Consider the following 15,910-nt stretch of genomic DNA (forward strand, 5'->3'; position numbering starts at 1 on the left):
TTGCACACTGACTGAAAGGGTTTTGTCTATCGTCCCGTTTCGCCCATAATCGCTGTTTTCGCACGCCTAGAACCTTGCAGGAGCCTCATGGAGCAATTTCGTAATATCGGCATCATTGGTCGTTTGGGCAGTTCACAGGTGCTCGATACGGTTCGCCGACTGAAAAAATTCCTGCTTGAGCGGCACATGCACGTGATCCTCGAAGACACCATTGGTGAGGTTTTACCCGGCCATGGCCTGCAAACCTCGTCGCGCAAAATGCTCGGTGAAGTGTGCGACATGGTGATAGTGGTCGGTGGTGATGGCAGTTTGCTGGGCGCGGCCCGGGCGCTGGCCCGGCACAATGTCCCGGTACTGGGGATCAACCGTGGCAGCCTGGGCTTCCTGACCGACATCCGTCCCGACGAGCTGGAAATCAAGGTCGCCGAAGTGCTCGATGGCCACTATCTGGTTGAAAACCGTTTTCTGCTGCAAGCTGAAGTCCGCCGCCACGGCGAAGCCATTGGCCAGGGCGATGCCCTGAACGACGTGGTACTGCACCCCGGCAAATCAACGCGCATGATCGAATTCGAACTGCATATCGACGGCCAGTTCGTCTGCAGCCAGAAGGCCGACGGCCTGATTGTGGCCACTCCCACCGGTTCAACCGCCTACGCCATGTCGGCCGGTGGCCCGATCATGCATCCCAAGCTGGATGCCATCGTCATAGTTCCGATGTACCCGCACACCCTCAGCAGCCGTCCGATTGTGGTGGACGGCAACAGCGAGTTGAAAATCGTGGTGGCCAAGGACATGCAGATCTACCCGCAAGTGTCCTGCGACGGCCAGAACCATTTCACCTGCGCGCCGGGTGACACCATCACCGTCAGTAAAAAAGCGCAGAAACTGCGCCTGATTCATCCGCTGGACCACAACTACTACGAAGTGTGCAGGACCAAACTCGGCTGGGGCAGCCGTTTGGGCGGCAGGGCTGACTGATGCTAGATCCAGCGCGCAGTTACGATTTGATCGGTGACGTGCATGGCTGTGCTCATACCCTTGAGCACCTGCTGGAGCGTCTGGGCTATCGCAAACTCGCCGGTATCTGGCGACACCCGCAACGGATGGCGGTGTTTCTCGGTGACATCATTGACCGCGGCCCGCGCATTCGCGAGTCGCTGCATATTGTGCATGACATGGTCAGGACCGGTCAGGCGCTGTGCCTGATGGGCAACCATGAATTCAACGCGCTGGGCTGGTGTACCCCGGCACCTGCGGGCAGTGGCAAGCTGTATGTGCGCGAACATACCCCGCGCCATGCCCGGTTAATTCACGAAACCCTCGAACAATTCGCCCCGTATCCAGACGAGTGGCGCGAGTTCGTGCAGTGGTTTTACGACATGCCGCTGTTTGTCGACGCCGGTCGTTTCCGGGTAGTGCATGCCTGTTGGGATGCCCGGGTGATTGCAACCCTGCGCGGGGAATTTCCCGATGGCTGCATTGACCAGCCGTTTCTGCAGGCCGCAGCCATGCCTGAAAGTTTCGCCAACCTGAGTTTCAACCGGCTGTTGCGCGGTACCGACATGCGCTTGCCGGACGGCATGACGCTGACTGGCGGCGATGGTCTGACGCGGGCGTTCTTTCGCACCAAGTTCTGGGAAGACGACCCTAAAACCTACGGAGACATTGTGTTCCAGCCTGATGCACTGCCCGAGCGCGTGGCGCAAAAGCCGCTGTCCAGCATTGAGAAGGATACGTTGTTGCGTTACGGCAGCGATGAACCGCTGTTGTTTGTCGGTCATTACTGGCGCAGTGGTAATCCGGCACCGATCCGCCCCAACCTGGCCTGCCTGGATTACAGCGCGGTGCTATACGGCAAGCTGGTGGCTTATCGCCTTGATCAGGAAACCCGGCTCGATCCGAACAAGTTCGTGTGGGTAGATGTGGAACGCCCGGAGGCGATTCAATGAGTGCTGTTGCTGTTTTACGTTTGCCGCTGTCTACCGATCTCAGCGGTTTTGTGCATTTGCTCAAGCGCATGCAAGTGCCGCATAGGGTCAGTGAGGAGGCGGGGGAACTGGTGTTGTGGGCCCCCGAAACCATTGCCGATGATGTGCGCAGCCTGTATCAGCGTTTTCCGGCAGGTGACCCCGAGCATGAACTGCCCATAGTCGAGCGTCCGCCGGCCATGGCCCGCCCGGGGTTCGTCCAGCAGGTGCGCGACAGCCCGGCAACGGCCATCGTTCTCTTGCTGTGCGTGATAGTGGCTGCCGTGACGCAACTGGGGGACAACCTGTCGACCCTGAGCGCGCTGACGTTTGTCGATTTCAGCATTCACGGGCAGTACATCCAGTTCACACCTTTGTCCGATAGCCTGGCAGAGGGGCAGTGGTGGAGATTGTTCACGCCGATGCTGATCCACTTCGGTTTTCTGCACATTGCCATGAACGGCATGTGGTACTGGGAGCTGGGGCGACGGATTGAAATGCGCCAGGGCAGCATCAACCTGATCGGCCTGAGCCTGCTGTTCAGCCTGGTCTCCAACTTCGCCCAATACCTGTTTGGCGGCCCGAGCCTGTTTGGCGGGTTGTCGGGGGTGTTGTACGGCCTGCTGGGGCATGTCTGGATTTACCAGTTGATGGCGCCCAACCCGATGTATCACCTGCCTCGCGGAGTGCTGGTAATGATGCTGGTGTGGCTGGCGCTGTGCATGTCGGGGCTGGTGTCGATGATAGGTTTTGGCCAGATCGCCAACGCGGCCCATGTCGGCGGCCTGTTGATCGGTTGCCTGACCGGCCTGCTGGGCGGCCTTTGGGCCCGGCGCAAAGCTGTTCAAACCCTGTAGGAGCCAGCTTGCTCGCGAGCAAGCTGGCCCTGCGGCTAAAAGTTAATTTTCAAAGAGCGGAAACAGAACCATGTCCTCTTTCAACGAAATGATTCAAAACATCACTCCCGAGATCTATCAGAGCCTGAAACTGGCCGTTGAAATCGGTAAATGGGCCGACGGTAACAAGCTCACTGCCGAGCAGCGCGAGCTGTCGCTGCAGGCGATGATCGCCTGGGAAGTCAACAACCTGCCCGAAGAGCAGCGCACCGGCTACATGGGCCCGCAAGAGTGCAGCTCGAAATCGGCACCCGTACCCAACATCCTGTTCAAGTCGGATGCTATCCATTGATTGAAATTGGTCGCGGTGCAATCAGCAAGATGTCGGCACGTTTAGAGACGCCGACCGTTCAATATGCGTTTCGTCTGGGCGATACCGAGCTGCCGGTCAATCCTTTGATCGGCACCCGGTTGCGTCTGGAATACCTGGGTGAGATCAACTGCACTCACTGCGGGCGCAAAACCAAGAAGAGCTTCAGCCAGGGCTATTGCTACCCGTGCATGACCAAGCTGGCGCAGTGCGACATGTGCATCATGAGCCCGGAGCGTTGCCATTATGATGCAGGCACCTGCCGTGATCCGTCGTGGGGCGAGCAGTTCTGCATGACCGACCACGTGGTGTATCTGGCCAATTCTTCGGGGATCAAGGTCGGCATCACCCGTGCCACCCAGTTGCCGACCCGCTGGCTCGATCAGGGCGCCAGCCAAGCGCTGCCGATTGTGCGAGTGGCCACCCGTCAGCAATCGGGTTTTGTCGAGGACCTGTTTCGCTCGCAAGTGGGCGACCGTACCAACTGGCGCGCACTGCTCAAGGGCGATGCCGAGCCGGTGGACCTGGTGGCGGTGCGCGAACAGTTATTCGAGAGTTGCGCCGAAGGCATACAGGCCTTGCAGGAGCGTTTCGGGTTACAGGCGGTCCAACCCCTGGCGACTGCAGAACCCGTTGAGATCCGTTACCCGGTGGAGCAGTATCCGAGCAAGATCGTCAGTTTCAACCTGGACAAAGATCCGATCGTTGAAGGCACGCTGATGGGGATCAAGGGTCAGTACCTGATCTTCGACACCGGCGTTATCAATATTCGCAAATACACGGCCTATCAGCTGGCCGTGCATCAGTAAAAGGACTCCAGCATGCGCACCGAACAACCGCAGATGATCTACCTGAAGGACTATCAGGCGCCCGAGTATCTGATCGACGAGACGCACCTGACCTTCGAGTTGTTCGAGGACCACAGCCTGGTCCATGCGCAACTGGTGATGCGCCGCAACCCTGCACGTGGTGCGGGTTTCCCGGCACTGGAGCTGGACGGTCAGCAACTGCAGCTGTTGTCGGTCAAGCTCGACGACGCCGAGCTGACGGCGGCTGATTACCAGCTCACCGACAGCCACCTGATTTTGCACCCGAGCACCGAACATTTCGTAGTCGATACCAGCGTCAAGATCCACCCCGAATCCAATACCGCGCTGGAAGGCCTGTACAAGTCCGGCACGATGTTCTGCACCCAGTGCGAGGCCGAAGGCTTTCGCAAAATCACCTACTACCTCGACCGCCCGGATGTGATGAGCAAGTTCACCACCACCGTGGTGGCCGAGCAGCACAGCTACCCGGTTCTGCTGTCCAACGGCAACCCGATTGCCAGCGGTCCCGACGAAGACGGCCGGCACTGGGCAACCTGGGAAGACCCGTTCATGAAACCGGCCTACCTGTTTGCTCTGGTGGCCGGAGATCTGTGGTGCGTTGAAGACAACTTCATCACCATGACCGACCGCACTGTGGCGCTGCGTATCTATGTCGAGCCGGAAAACATCGACAAATGCCAGCACGCCATGACCAGCCTCAAGAAGTCCATGCTGTGGGACGAAAAAACCTACGGCCGCGAATACGATCTGGATATTTTCATGATCGTGGCCGTCAATGATTTCAACATGGGCGCGATGGAGAACAAGGGCCTCAACATCTTTAACTCCAGCGCCGTGCTGGCCCGCGCCGAAACCGCCACTGACGCCGCGCATCAGCGGGTCGAGGCGATTGTTGCCCACGAATACTTCCACAACTGGTCGGGCAACCGCGTGACCTGCCGTGACTGGTTCCAGCTGTCGCTCAAGGAAGGCTTCACGGTATTCCGTGACTCCGAGTTCTCGGCGGACATGAACTCGCGGGTGGTCAAACGCATTCAGGACGTGGCGTATCTGCGCACCCACCAGTTTGCCGAAGACGCCGGCCCCATGGCCCACGCCGTGCGCCCCGAGAGCTTTATCGAAATCTCCAACTTCTACACCCTGACCGTGTATGAGAAGGGTTCGGAAGTGGTGCGCATGATCCATACCCTGCTCGGCGAAGCAGGCTTTCGCAAAGGCAGCGACCTGTACTTCGAACGCCATGATGGCCAGGCCGTGACCTGCGATGACTTTATCAAGGCCATGGAAGACGCCAACGGCGCCGACCTGAGCCAGTTCAAGCGCTGGTACAGCCAGGCAGGCACCCCGCGCCTGGCGGTCAGCGAGCACTATGACGCAGCACAGAAAACCTACAGCCTGACGTTCGCCCAAAGCTGCCCGGCGACTCCGGACAAGGTTGAGAAACTGCCGTTTGTGATTCCGGTGCAGTTGGGCCTGCTGGATGCCCGGGGCGCAGAAATCGCGCTGCAACTCAAGGGTGAACCGGCGGCTTGCGGCACCAGCCGCGTGCTATGCGTTACCGAGGCTGAGCAAAGCTTCACCTTCGTTGGCATCAATGAGCAGCCATTGCCTTCGCTGCTGCGCGAGTTTTCGGCGCCGGTCAAACTGCAATTTCCATACAGCCGTGACCAGTTGATGTTCCTGATGCAGCATGACAGCGATGGTTTTAACCGTTGGGATGCCGGTCAGCAACTGGCCGTGCTGGTACTCCAGGAATTGATTGGCCAGCATCAGCGTGGCGCAGCGCTGGTCATGGATCAGCGTCTGGTTGAAGCCTTGCGCACCGTGCTGGGCAACCAGCAACTGGATCAGGCGATGATTGGCGAAATGCTGTCGCTGCCGGGCGAAGCCTATCTCACCGAAATCAGCGAAGTGGCCGATGTAGAAGCCATCCACGTGGCCCGTGAGTTTGCCCGCAAGCAACTGGCCGATAGCCTGTTTGACGGCCTGTGGGCGCGCTATCAGAGCAACCGTGAAGTGTCGAAAGTCACGCCGTATGTGGCCGAAGCCGAACATTTTGCCCGTCGCGCGTTGCAAAACATCGCGCTGTCGTACCTGATGCTCAGCGGTAAACCGCAGGTGCTGGCCGCGGCACAGGAGCAGTTCGAACACAGCGACAACATGACCGAGCGCCTGACGGCTTTGGCAGTACTGGTCAATTCGCCGTTCGAGGCTGAAAAGGCCGCGGCGCTGGCCAGCTTTGCCGATCAGTTCAAGGACAATCCGCTGGTCATGGACCAATGGTTCAGTGTGCAGGCGGGCAGCGGTTTGCCAGGTGGTCTGCAGCGGGTTGAACAGTTGATGGAGCACCCGGCCTTCAACATCAAGAACCCGAACAAGGTACGGGCTCTGGTCGGTACCTTTGCCGGGCAGAACCTGATCAACTTCCATGCGGCGGATGGTTCGGGGTATCGCTTCCTGGCGGACCTGGTGATTGAGCTCAATGGCTTCAATCCGCAGATTGCTTCGCGGCAACTGGCGCCACTGACCCGCTGGCGCAAATACGACAGCGCCCGTCAGGCGTTGATGAAAGCCGAACTGGAGCGCATCCGCAGCTCGGGCGAGCTTTCCAGCGACGTGTTTGAAGTGGTCAGCAAAAGCCTGGCCTGATCCGGCCTTCGGTTGTAGGAGCGAGCTTTTTAAACAGCTCGCTCCTACAGGTTCAAAGATGCGTCAGTGCGTCTGTCCCAACACCACATCCAGCGCGGTGCGCGCATCGTCCAGCTGCACCAGGGTGGCATGCCGGGCGCCGAGGGCGTCGTGGTTTTCTATCGCGGTCAGAATCGCCTTGTGCCTGGGCAACGCCAGTTCGTGCAGGTTAGGCCGGCGATTGGAGTGCTTCAACGCTTCACGCAAGGCCAGCGACAGCATGTTGCACAGGTTGGACAACAGGTCGTTATGGGTCGCGTCGGCGATCCGGCTGTGAAAATCCAGATCAGGTTGCAGCAAGGCTTCGGGGGTTTGAGCATGCTCCATGCGCTCATAAGCCTCGCGGATCGAGGCTATCTCATCTTCGGTGGCATGCTGGGCGGCGAGGGCGGCAACAGCGGGCTCGATAATGCTGCGCACACTGGTCAGCAAGGCAAAAAACTCGTTTTGCGGTGAGCTTTGCATCAGCCAGTGCAGCACATCGGGGTCGAGCATATGCCATTCACGGCGCGGCTTGACCACGGTGCCCACCCGCGGCCTGGAATACACCAGGCCCTTGGCCACCAGCACCCGCGTGGCTTCACGCAATACCGGGCGGCTGACGGCATATTCTTCGCACAGCAAGGCTTCGGCGGGCAGCTTGTCATCGGGTTTCAATCGGCCGGAAACAATCTGCATGCCGAGTTCCTGAACGATGCGCGCGTGCATGCTTTTGCGCTCGGAGGGCTGACGATAATCCATTGGGCGCGGGTCGGTCCTGTGGCTGAAAAGCGCCGATCATAGCAGGCGCCGGTTTTACAGGTGGCACAAAACCTGATGGGCAAAGGTCGAACAAGCTGCAGGAGCGAGCTCTTCAGCTGGCTGGAGAAAAGCTCGCGAGCAAGCTCGCTCCTGCAGGGCCGGGGTTAGTGGGAGTGGCGCGGCACTTCGGAGCCGCGGCAACCCACCAGGAAGTCAAAATCACAACCTTGATCGGCTTGCATCACGTGGTCGATATAGAGCTGGCGGTAACCACCGATCAGCAGTTTCTGTGGCGGTGGAATATCGGCCAGACGGGCCGCCAGTTCTGCATCCGGGATATCCAGATGCAGGCGCCCGCCGGCGCAGTCCAGTTCGATCCAGTCACCTTCCTGAACCGCCGCCAGAGGCCCTCCGGCTGCCGCTTCCGGCGCCACATGCAAGACCACGGTGCCGTAGGCGGTGCCGCTCATGCGGGCATCGGAGATGCGCACCATATCGGTCACTCCCTGGGCCAGCAGCTTGGCAGGCAAGCCCATGTTGCCGACTTCGGCCATGCCCGGATAACCCTTGGGTCCGCAGTTTTTCATCACCAGGATCGAGTCGGCAGTGACTTGCAGATCCGGATCGTTGATGCGCTGCTTGTACATGTCGAAGTTCTCGAACACCACGGCCTGACCACGATGCTTCATCAGCGCCGGGGTCGCCGCCGATGGTTTGAGCACGGCCCCCAGTGGTGCCAGATTGCCGCGCAGCACGCAGATACCGCCATCGGCCACCAGCGGGTTTTCGATGGCACGGATGACTTCGTCGTCACCATAAATCGGCGAGTTCTTGACGTTTTCCCACAGACTCTTGCCATTGACGGTCAGGGCGTCCGGGTGCGGGATCAGGTTGTTTTCCCCCAGTCGGCGCAGTACCGCAGGCAGGCCGCCGGCATAGTAGAACTCTTCCATCAAGAAGCGCCCGGAAGGCTGCAGATCAACCAGGGTCGGGGTGCCGCGGCCGATGCGGGTCCAGTCGTCCAGCTCCAGATCGACGCCGATGCGTCCGGCGATGGCTTTAAGGTGGATCACCGCGTTAGTCGAGCCGCCAATGGCGGCGTTGACCCGAATCGCATTCTCAAAGGCTTCTCTGGTCAGCACCTTGGACAGGCGCAAGTCCTCGCGAACCATTGCCACGGCGCGCATGCCGGACATGTGCGCCAGGACATAGCGCCGTGAATCCACCGCAGGGATCGCCGCGTTGTGCGGTAACGAAGTGCCCAGGGCTTCGGCCATGCAGGCCATGGTGGAGGCGGTGCCCATGGTGTTGCAGGTGCCTGCCGAGCGTGACATGCCGGCTTCAGCGGAAAGGAACTCGTCAAGGCTGATATTGCCGGCCTTATAGGACTCGTGCATTTGCCAGACGATGGTGCCGGCGCCGATATCTTTGCCCTTGTGCTTGCCATTGAGCATCGGCCCGCCGGTGACCACGATGGCCGGCACATCGCAACTGGCTGCGCCCATCAACAGGGCCGGGGTGGTTTTGTCGCAGCCGGTCAGCAGCACTACGCCATCAATCGGATTGCCGCGAATCGCTTCTTCCACGTCCATGCTGGCCAGGTTGCGGGTGAGCATGGCAGTAGGGCGCAGGTTCGACTCACCGTTGGAAAACACCGGAAACTCCACCGGAAACCCTCCGGCTTCGATCACACCGCGTTTTACGTGTTCGGCAATGGTGCGGAAGTGGGCGTTGCACGGGGTCAGCTCTGACCAGGTGTTACAGATGCCGATGATCGGCTTGCCCTGGAACTGATGGTCGGCAATGCCCTGGTTCTTCATCCAGCTGCGGTACATGAAACCGTTTTTATCTGCGCTGCCAAACCATTGGGCGGAACGCAGTGGAGGGGTTTTGTCAGACATTGCGGCCTCTCTTATTGTATGACTAATTTATTTTCTGTGTCAGAAGTTAGCGCTAAATGGCTCTGTTTGGAAGTGTTGTTGGGTAAATAGTATTACTATATAGTCCGATTCAACTGAGAGCTGATCCTGGCATTTTCCCGCCTGAGGCCACTCCAGAGGTGCCATAACAAAAACAATGGGAGACCGTCACATGAGCCAGGAATCCGGGCTTATCCGCCGCATCACGCTAAAACTCATTCCGTTTCTGATCCTGCTGTACCTGATTGCCTATGTGGACCGCTCTGCCGTGGGCTTCGCCAAGCTGCATATGGGCGCGGACATCGGCATTGGCGATGCGGCCTACGGCCTGGGTGCCGGGCTGTTCTTTATCGGTTACTTCTTGATGGAGATCCCCAGCAACCTGATGCTGGAGCGCTTTGGCGCCCGGCGCTGGTTCGCCCGGATCATGCTGACCTGGGGCGCGATCACCATCGGCATGGCCTTTGTCCAGGGGCCGCAGAGTTTCTACGTGATGCGCTTTTTGCTCGGTGTCGCCGAGGCAGGCTTCTTTCCTGGCGTGCTGTACTACATCACCCAGTGGTTCCCGGTGCGCCATCGCGGCAAGATCCTGGGCCTGTTCATCCTCTCGCAACCCATCGCCATGATGATCACCGGCCCGGTGTCCGGCGGCCTGCTGGGCATGGACGGGGTGCTGGGGCTGCATGGCTGGCAATGGTTGTTCATTGTCATCGGCATGCCGGCCATCCTGTTGACCTGGCCGGTACTGCGCTACCTGCCGGACGGCCCGCAACAGGTCAACTGGATGACCCGGGACGAGAAGAGCTGGCTGCTGGGGGAGCTGGAAAAAGACCTGCAGCAATACGGCCAGACCCGCCACGGTAATCCGCTGCATGCTTTGAAAGACAAGCGGGTGTTGCTGCTGGCGCTGTTCTATCTACCCGTCACCCTGAGCATCTACGGCCTGGGCCTGTGGCTGCCGACGCTGATCAAGCAGTTTGGTGGCAGCGATCTGACAACCGGCTTCGTGTCCTCGGTGCCCTACATCTTCGGCATCATCGGCTTGCTGATCATTCCCCGCAGTTCGGATCGCCTGAATGACCGTTACGGTCACCTGGGCGGCCTGTATGTGCTGGGGGCGATCGGTCTGTTCCTGAGTGCATGGCTGACGGTTCCGGCACTGCAACTGGGGGCTCTGTGCCTGGTGGCTTTCTCGTTGTTCTCCTGCACGGCGATTTTCTGGACCTTGCCCGGGCGCTTTTTTGCCGGTGCCAGTGCTGCCGCCGGGATAGCCCTGATCAACTCGGTGGGCAACCTGGGCGGCTATATAGGACCGTTCGTGATAGGTGCGCTCAAGGAACACACCGGCAACCTGGCGTCGGGCCTGTACTTCCTTTCGGGGGTGATGGTGTTCGGGCTGTTGCTGACGGTGGTGGTGTATCGCACCCTGGAGCGCAAACATGCACTCAAGCCCGATGAGTTTGCCGCCAGTGCCCGTCCGGCTAGCGATCATTAATCAGCCGCCAGAGCTATTCATCCATGGGTTAGTACGCAGGTTTGACCTATCATTACGCCTTTCCAACAGGTGATAGATTAATGAGCGATTCAAACCAGACCTTGCGTGCAGCCCTTGAAACCAGTGACATGCTGGAAATTGACGGGCTGCATGCCTGGGATTTTTCTCTGGACGATGTGCAGTTGCTCATCAAGTGCATGGATGGTCGTGCCGAAAAGCGTTGGAGCTTCACCCTCGCACAGCTGGATGCAGCCGTGTTTGACGAAGCATTGAAAAGCTGGACCCTGACCGGCGACTCGGGTGAGCACCGCCTGGTTTGCCTCAGCGCATTTAGCGCGAGCAATGACGACGATGACACTGAGGTGGTTGATGAAGTTTAAATGGTTACCCTTGTTGATGGCTTCAGGCATTGGCGCCATGTCGGCGCAGGCGGCCTTCGGGTCTGAGGTCGAGCTGCTGGTAGGGTCCTATACCCAGGGCAAGAGCCAGGGGATTTACCGTTTACAGTTCGACAGTCAGAGCGGGCGGCTCACCCCCGAGCCGCTGCAAGTGTTCAAGGCCACCAACCCTTCGTGGCTGACTTTATCTCGCGATCAAAGCCGCCTGTTTGTGGTCAATGAAAACGGGCAGGGCCAGGCCGATGTGGTGGGGCGTGTCAGCAGTTTGTCGATCGATCCGAAAACCAATGAGCTGAACCTGATCAACCAGGTCAAGACCCTGGGCGAAGAGCCGACCCATTCCAGCCTTAGCGGCGACGAGCGCTACCTGTTTGTTGCCAACTACGGTGTGCACGCCGATCCGGGCGGCAGCCTGGCGGTGGTGCCGATAAACGCCCGGGGCGAGTTGCAGCCTGTGACCCAGATGAGCAGCCATCCGGCCAGCCGGGTAAACCCCGAGCGCCAGATGTCGGCACACGTGCATTCGGTGGTGTCTTCACCGGACGGCAAGTTTGTATTCGCCAGTGACCTGGGGGCCGACAAGGTTTTTGTCTACAAGTACGATCCGGCGGCCAACCCCGAGCATCCTTTGGTGGCTGCCGATCCGGCCTATGTCGAGTTGCCGGCGGGTAGCGGTCCGCGTCACTTGTTGTTCTCCAAGGACGGCAAGCACGCGTACCTGACCACTGAAATGAGTGCCCAGGTGTTTGTGTTCGACTATGCCGACGGTCAGCTCAAGCAGCGTCAGGCACTGGAACTGGCCCACGGCCAGCCAGCGCAAAATCGTGCCGCAGGTGCGGTGCATGCGTCGCCGGATGGCAAGTTTCTTTACGTGAGCAACCGCGGCAAGGCCAATGAAATTCTGGTATTTGCAATCAATCCGGCGAACGGTGAGCTGAGCGAGATTCAACGCCGTTCGGTTGAGGGAGACCATCCCCGGGAGTTTGCCCTGAGCCCCAACGGCAAGTTCCTGTTGATCGCCAATCAGATGAGCAATGCCATCGTGGTGCTGGAGCGCGACCCGCAGACCGGCAAGCTGGGTAAAACCCTGCAAACCCTGGCCATGGATGCGCCTTCAGATCTGAAATTCATCAAGCGCCCGTAATCAGGGGCTTGCAGCCCTCTATTAATCCTGCTGATAGAGGCTAGTGCTGCAATGAATTTCTGCGGGATGACCCTTGGCGTTAAGTTGGTTCCACGGCCTGAAAAGGCAAGCAAGCCAACTGAATCGTCGAGGGTTACCGCCATGAATTTCAATCTTTTCTCCGTGATTGCTGCCTCCGCCATCTCTGCCACCGTGGCCCTGCCTGCCAGTGCCAGCGTGCTCATCAGCGACAAAAAATCCCCCAGCTATACCCAGAAGTACCTGCAGCAAAGCGCTAACTTCTACGCCGCCCTGGACCATAAAACCCAATCCTGAAATGACCTGCCCCCCCTGTAGGAGCGAGCTTGCCTCGCGAGCTTTTCAGCTTTGTCGGGAAGAGCTCGCGAGGCAAGCTCGCTCCTGCAGGGGCTCAATAAATATTGAGCTTTTATTCGCGGCTACAGGTTGTGTCCTGTCTCGAGCAATTCTGTGGTTGGGCCGTCTGCCGGGCCGACCATGGCGTAGTTGTAGCCGGGCCCGGACCAGTAGTCCGCCTGCAAATCGCCATCGCGCCGGCTGCCCCGTGGTAACAGGTTGTTTTGCGGGCCGGGCGGGCGGATGTAGAAGCTGATGTGCTGGCCCTGGCCATTCTCGTACAACACCATCGCCGCACCGCCCTGATCGGTGGTCAGCAATCGCCCGCTGACCGGTCGGAAGCCCGCACCGCTCAGGTCCGGCAAGCGTTCGGCCTGATTGAAATAACCATCTATCCAGCCCTGCATGTCATTGCTTTGCTGCACCTTGTAGTCGGCCGGCAGAAAGCCCTGCAGCGCAAACATGCGATGGGCTGCCAGTGCGTCGGTCATGGGCAAGCCAGCGGAGCCCTGAGTGATTTGCCGGGCTTGCCAGCCGCCGACGCCGCCGATGCTCACGGCGATTAACAGCACTGCCGCTGTTGCCCACTGGCGACGTGACTGGCGGTGCAATCGCTGGCGTATGGCTACGGGGTCGAGTGCCGGATTTTCCGGCTGCTGCAGGCTCTGCTGCAACGCAGTACGCAACACCTGAGCGTCCCGCTGCCAGGCTTGCACCCGGGCAGCGACTTCAGGGTTGGCCTGCAGATACTGCTCAACCTGGTGGCGTTCAGCCTCGCTGAGCGCGTAATCGACATAAGCGTGCAGGTCACGCTCACTGGGTGGGGTGGTGATCATTTCAGTCTCCGCAGGGCAGGGCGGGTGATTTCGCCTTCGCTGAGTTGGCGCAAGGCCTGGCGTGCGCGTGACAGACGCGACATCACGGTGCCAATTGGCACCTCCAGAATGTCGGCCACTTGCTGGTAACTCATGCCCTCCACCGATACCCACAGCAGTAAGGCCCGTTGCTCGGTGCTCAGGCGTTCGAATGCCTGCAACGTCGACTGCGCGATGACTGTGCGTTCGGTTGAGGGCTGAGTGTCATCGCGCCCGGTAAAAAATTCGAGCATGCGGGCATAGCGCCGCGAGCGCCGATGGTTGTCGACAAACTGGCGATACAAAATAGTGAATAGCCAGGCCCGCAAATCGCCTTCGGGACGTTTGCTCGCCACGCTGGCCAGTGCCCGTTCCAGGCAGGTTTGCACCAGATCGTCGGCATTGCTGGAGTGGCGTGTCAGCGACAGGGCAAATCGCCTGAGGCGCGGGATCAGTTCGCGCAGTTGCTCGTCAAAGGGTGACATGGGGACCTGCAAGGCGTTGGTCTGTTAGTCGGGGTCATCAGCATGCAGACGACCAGGATTGATGGTTATTCCCGAGGGGCAAAAATAAATGCCTGAAAAACATTCCTCTACTGCGGGAATAAGCCGGTCCGGCCTTCGTCTCATAGGCAATCCACCTGACGGCCCCATGGCCCTGGAGTTTTTTATGGTAGATCAATTGCCGCCCGTGCGGCCTGCCAAGCCACCGTTGAGCCCGGCCAGTGTGATGCTGCGTCTGGCCGGGATCGGTGTTGTTGTGGTGGTCATGGCCGGGGCGTTTTATTACGTCAACGGTACGCTGGATTCCCAGCGCCTGCGCCCTAAAACCCTGGTCAATGCGCTGGAGCACAACAACGGTGTGTATCCGGGGTACCGACGCAACCATGCCAAGGGTATCTGCGTGGTGGGGTATTTCCAGAGCAACGGCAATGCCCAGGGTTTGTCCCGGGCCCAGGTTTTCGAGGACGGGCGCACCCCGGTGGTGGGGCGCTTTGCCTTGCCCAGCGGCAATCCGTACGCGCCCGATAGCAGTGTGCCGATACGCAGCCTGGCGCTGCGCTTCACCGAGGCCAACGGCCAGCAATGGCGCACGGGCATGAACAGCATGCCGGTGTTTGCAGTGGGCACCCCCGAGGCGTTCTACCAGATGCTGCAAGCCGGCGCGCCGGATCCGGCAACCGGTAAACCCCGGCCCGGGGCCATGCCCGGTTTTTTTGCGGCGCACCCTGAATCAGCCCCGTTCCTGCAGTGGGTCAAAACCGCGAAGCCATCAGCCAGCTTCGCCACCGAAAGCTATAACGGGATCAATGCGTTTTATCTGGTCAATGCTGCCGGGCAACGTCAGGCCGTGCGCTGGGGCGTAGTACCTGAAGGCCAGGATGCCCCGGGCGCCACGGCGCCCGATGATGCTGACTATCTGGAACAGGACCTGACCCGGCGCCTGGCCGCAGGGCCGCTGAAATGGCAGCTCAACCTGACCCTGGCCGAGGCCGGTGACCCGGTCAATGACGCCAGCAAGGCCTGGCCTGCCGGGCGCAAGGTGATCAACGCCGGCACCCTGGTGTTGCAACAGGCCGAGCAACAGAACTCGGGAGAATGTCGCGATATCAACTATGACCCGCTGATCCTGCCAAGGGGCATTGAACCTTCGGATGACCCGTTGCTGGCGGCACGTTCGGCGGCCTATGCCAGTTCGTATCTGCGGCGCACCAGTGAAGTCGATCAGCTTTCCCAGGAGAAACGGCCATGAGCGCTCCAGTCTCACATTTCGCCCCGGTGGCGCGTTTTCTGCACTGGTTGATGGCGGTGATGGTTATCGCCATGTTGTTTATTGGTGCGGGCATGGCGGCATCGGTGTCCGAGCGCCATGAATGGCTGTTGAATCTGCACAAGCCTCTGGGCATTGCGATACTGCTGCTGGTAGTCGTACGCCTGTTTGTGCGCTTTTCAACCCGCCAGCCAGGGTTGCCGGCGGATCTGCCGGCGGTCCAGGTATTGGCGGCCAGGATGTCTCACCTGTTGCTGTACGGGTTGATGTTCTGCTTGCCGATTGTGGGCTGGGCGATGATTTCGGCAGCGGGTGATCCGGTGATGCTCAGCAGTTCCTTGCAGCTGCCCGGGATAGTGCCGGCCAGTCCCGGCACCTTTGCCTTTTTGCGCAAGGCCCATACCTATTTGGCGTATTTGCTGTTTTTTACCGTATTGCTGCATTTGGCCGCGGCGTTGTTCCATGGCTGGATTCGCCGGGACGGGGTGCTGCAAAGCATGGCGCGCGGTAAGGACTGACGTTGCCCTGGAAGCCCCTGTAGGAG

16 protein-coding genes are annotated in these 15,910 nt (G+C 59.6%); 12 read left to right on the top strand and 4 right to left on the bottom strand.

Going from position 1 to position 15,910, the window contains the following annotated elements; all coding sequences use genetic code 11:
• Nucleotides 1-87: 87 nt before the first annotated feature.
• The 6 genes from FEZ21_RS12970 (at nucleotide 88) to pepN (ending at nucleotide 6,652) form a co-directional block, all read left to right on the top strand.
• Entirely contained in the window at nucleotides 88-978 is an 891-nt protein-coding gene (locus FEZ21_RS12970) for an NAD(+) kinase (RefSeq protein WP_003444785.1), read from the top strand.
• Nucleotides 978-1,949 carry a metallophosphoesterase gene (locus FEZ21_RS12975; RefSeq protein WP_003444783.1) on the top strand — a complete coding sequence of 324 codons (972 nt, stop codon included), beginning with the start codon at nucleotides 978-980 and terminating at the stop codon, nucleotides 1,947-1,949. Before FEZ21_RS12970 ends, FEZ21_RS12975 begins: the two co-directional genes overlap by 1 nt.
• Nucleotides 1,946-2,824: a rhomboid family intramembrane serine protease gene (locus FEZ21_RS12980; protein ID WP_160627374.1), complete on the top strand. Its 879-nt coding sequence runs from the start codon at nucleotides 1,946-1,948 to the stop codon at nucleotides 2,822-2,824. The genes FEZ21_RS12975 and FEZ21_RS12980 overlap by 4 nt, the downstream gene beginning before the upstream one ends.
• Before the next feature lie 70 nt (nucleotides 2,825-2,894).
• On the top strand, nucleotides 2,895-3,155 hold the full coding sequence (locus FEZ21_RS12985) for a YeaC family protein (protein ID WP_003444780.1): 261 nt from the start codon (nucleotides 2,895-2,897) through the stop codon (nucleotides 3,153-3,155).
• A complete protein-coding gene (locus FEZ21_RS12990) occupies nucleotides 3,152-3,982 on the top strand; it encodes a DUF2797 domain-containing protein (protein WP_160627376.1) in 831 nt (276 codons plus the stop codon). The genes FEZ21_RS12985 and FEZ21_RS12990 overlap by 4 nt, the downstream gene beginning before the upstream one ends.
• A gap of 12 nt (nucleotides 3,983-3,994) precedes the next feature.
• A complete protein-coding gene (pepN, locus tag FEZ21_RS12995; protein ID WP_160627378.1) occupies nucleotides 3,995-6,652 on the top strand; it encodes an aminopeptidase N in 2,658 nt (885 codons plus the stop codon).
• Between the two features lie 63 nt (nucleotides 6,653-6,715).
• Here pepN and FEZ21_RS13000 read toward each other — a convergent pair whose 3' ends face one another.
• A complete protein-coding gene (locus FEZ21_RS13000) occupies nucleotides 6,716-7,432 on the bottom strand; it encodes a FadR/GntR family transcriptional regulator (protein ID WP_003444772.1) in 717 nt (238 codons plus the stop codon).
• 164 nt (nucleotides 7,433-7,596) lie between these two features.
• Nucleotides 7,597-9,333 carry an IlvD/Edd family dehydratase gene (locus tag FEZ21_RS13005; protein WP_003444770.1) on the bottom strand — a complete coding sequence of 579 codons (1,737 nt, stop codon included), beginning with the start codon at nucleotides 9,331-9,333 and terminating at the stop codon, nucleotides 7,597-7,599.
• A 190-nt stretch (nucleotides 9,334-9,523) separates the two neighbouring features.
• On the opposite strand from FEZ21_RS13005, the gene FEZ21_RS13010 reads away from it, so the two are divergent.
• From FEZ21_RS13010 to FEZ21_RS22490, 4 genes are all read left to right on the top strand, one after another.
• On the top strand, nucleotides 9,524-10,846 hold the full coding sequence (locus tag FEZ21_RS13010) for an MFS transporter (protein WP_003444769.1): 1,323 nt from the start codon (nucleotides 9,524-9,526) through the stop codon (nucleotides 10,844-10,846).
• An 80-nt stretch (nucleotides 10,847-10,926) separates the two neighbouring features.
• Nucleotides 10,927-11,226, top strand: coding sequence for a DUF5629 family protein (locus FEZ21_RS13015; RefSeq protein ID WP_003444766.1), 300 nt, complete (start codon nucleotides 10,927-10,929; stop codon nucleotides 11,224-11,226).
• The gene (locus FEZ21_RS13020; protein ID WP_160627380.1) at nucleotides 11,216-12,388 is read left to right on the top strand and encodes a lactonase family protein; all 1,173 of its coding nucleotides are present in this window, start codon (nucleotides 11,216-11,218) and stop codon (nucleotides 12,386-12,388) included. The genes FEZ21_RS13015 and FEZ21_RS13020 overlap by 11 nt, the downstream gene beginning before the upstream one ends.
• Nucleotides 12,389-12,529: 141 nt before the next feature.
• Complete coding sequence (locus FEZ21_RS22490) at nucleotides 12,530-12,703, top strand: hypothetical protein (RefSeq protein ID WP_003444762.1); 174 nt, start codon at nucleotides 12,530-12,532, stop codon at nucleotides 12,701-12,703.
• Between the two features lie 122 nt (nucleotides 12,704-12,825).
• On the opposite strand, the gene FEZ21_RS13025 is transcribed toward FEZ21_RS22490, so the two are convergent.
• Nucleotides 12,826-13,578 carry an anti-sigma factor gene (locus tag FEZ21_RS13025; RefSeq protein WP_127196907.1) on the bottom strand — a complete coding sequence of 251 codons (753 nt, stop codon included), beginning with the start codon at nucleotides 13,576-13,578 and terminating at the stop codon, nucleotides 12,826-12,828.
• Nucleotides 13,575-14,081 (bottom strand): sigma-70 family RNA polymerase sigma factor, encoded by a 507-nt coding sequence (locus FEZ21_RS13030; RefSeq protein ID WP_160627382.1) that lies wholly within the window; start codon nucleotides 14,079-14,081, stop codon nucleotides 13,575-13,577. Before FEZ21_RS13030 ends, FEZ21_RS13025 begins: the two co-directional genes overlap by 4 nt.
• Before the next feature lie 184 nt (nucleotides 14,082-14,265).
• Between FEZ21_RS13030 and FEZ21_RS13035 the strand changes: the two genes are divergently transcribed.
• Together FEZ21_RS13035 and FEZ21_RS13040 are read left to right on the top strand one after the other, a co-directional pair.
• A complete protein-coding gene (locus tag FEZ21_RS13035; RefSeq protein ID WP_127196906.1) occupies nucleotides 14,266-15,348 on the top strand; it encodes a catalase family peroxidase in 1,083 nt (360 codons plus the stop codon).
• Complete coding sequence (locus FEZ21_RS13040) at nucleotides 15,345-15,884, top strand: cytochrome b (protein ID WP_160627384.1); 540 nt, start codon at nucleotides 15,345-15,347, stop codon at nucleotides 15,882-15,884. The genes FEZ21_RS13035 and FEZ21_RS13040 overlap by 4 nt, the downstream gene beginning before the upstream one ends.
• The last annotated feature ends 26 nt before the right edge of the window (nucleotides 15,885-15,910 follow it).

Origin of the sequence: Pseudomonas sp. 9.1(2019) (assembly GCF_009910445.1) — a bacterium.
GTDB lineage: Bacteria > Pseudomonadota > Gammaproteobacteria > Pseudomonadales > Pseudomonadaceae > Aquipseudomonas > Aquipseudomonas paraversuta.

Coding starts and splice junctions, on each gene's coding strand:
- FEZ21_RS22490 (WP_003444762.1), top strand. CDS start 12,530: ATGAATTTCAATCTTTTCTCCGTGATTGCTGCCTCCGCCATCTCTGCC.
- FEZ21_RS13010 (WP_003444769.1), top strand. CDS start 9,524: ATGAGCCAGGAATCCGGGCTTATCCGCCGCATCACGCTAAAACTCATT.
- FEZ21_RS12980 (WP_160627374.1), top strand. CDS start 1,946: ATGAGTGCTGTTGCTGTTTTACGTTTGCCGCTGTCTACCGATCTCAGC.
- FEZ21_RS12985 (WP_003444780.1), top strand. CDS start 2,895: ATGTCCTCTTTCAACGAAATGATTCAAAACATCACTCCCGAGATCTAT.
- FEZ21_RS13040 (WP_160627384.1), top strand. CDS start 15,345: ATGAGCGCTCCAGTCTCACATTTCGCCCCGGTGGCGCGTTTTCTGCAC.
- FEZ21_RS13020 (WP_160627380.1), top strand. CDS start 11,216: ATGAAGTTTAAATGGTTACCCTTGTTGATGGCTTCAGGCATTGGCGCC.
- FEZ21_RS12975 (WP_003444783.1), top strand. CDS start 978: ATGCTAGATCCAGCGCGCAGTTACGATTTGATCGGTGACGTGCATGGC.
- FEZ21_RS13005 (WP_003444770.1), bottom strand. CDS start 9,333: ATGTCTGACAAAACCCCTCCACTGCGTTCCGCCCAATGGTTTGGCAGC.
- pepN (WP_160627378.1), top strand. CDS start 3,995: ATGCGCACCGAACAACCGCAGATGATCTACCTGAAGGACTATCAGGCG.
- FEZ21_RS13025 (WP_127196907.1), bottom strand. CDS start 13,578: ATGATCACCACCCCACCCAGTGAGCGTGACCTGCACGCTTATGTCGAT.
- FEZ21_RS12970 (WP_003444785.1), top strand. CDS start 88: ATGGAGCAATTTCGTAATATCGGCATCATTGGTCGTTTGGGCAGTTCA.
- FEZ21_RS13035 (WP_127196906.1), top strand. CDS start 14,266: ATGGTAGATCAATTGCCGCCCGTGCGGCCTGCCAAGCCACCGTTGAGC.
- FEZ21_RS13015 (WP_003444766.1), top strand. CDS start 10,927: ATGAGCGATTCAAACCAGACCTTGCGTGCAGCCCTTGAAACCAGTGAC.
- FEZ21_RS13030 (WP_160627382.1), bottom strand. CDS start 14,081: ATGTCACCCTTTGACGAGCAACTGCGCGAACTGATCCCGCGCCTCAGG.
- FEZ21_RS13000 (WP_003444772.1), bottom strand. CDS start 7,432: ATGGATTATCGTCAGCCCTCCGAGCGCAAAAGCATGCACGCGCGCATC.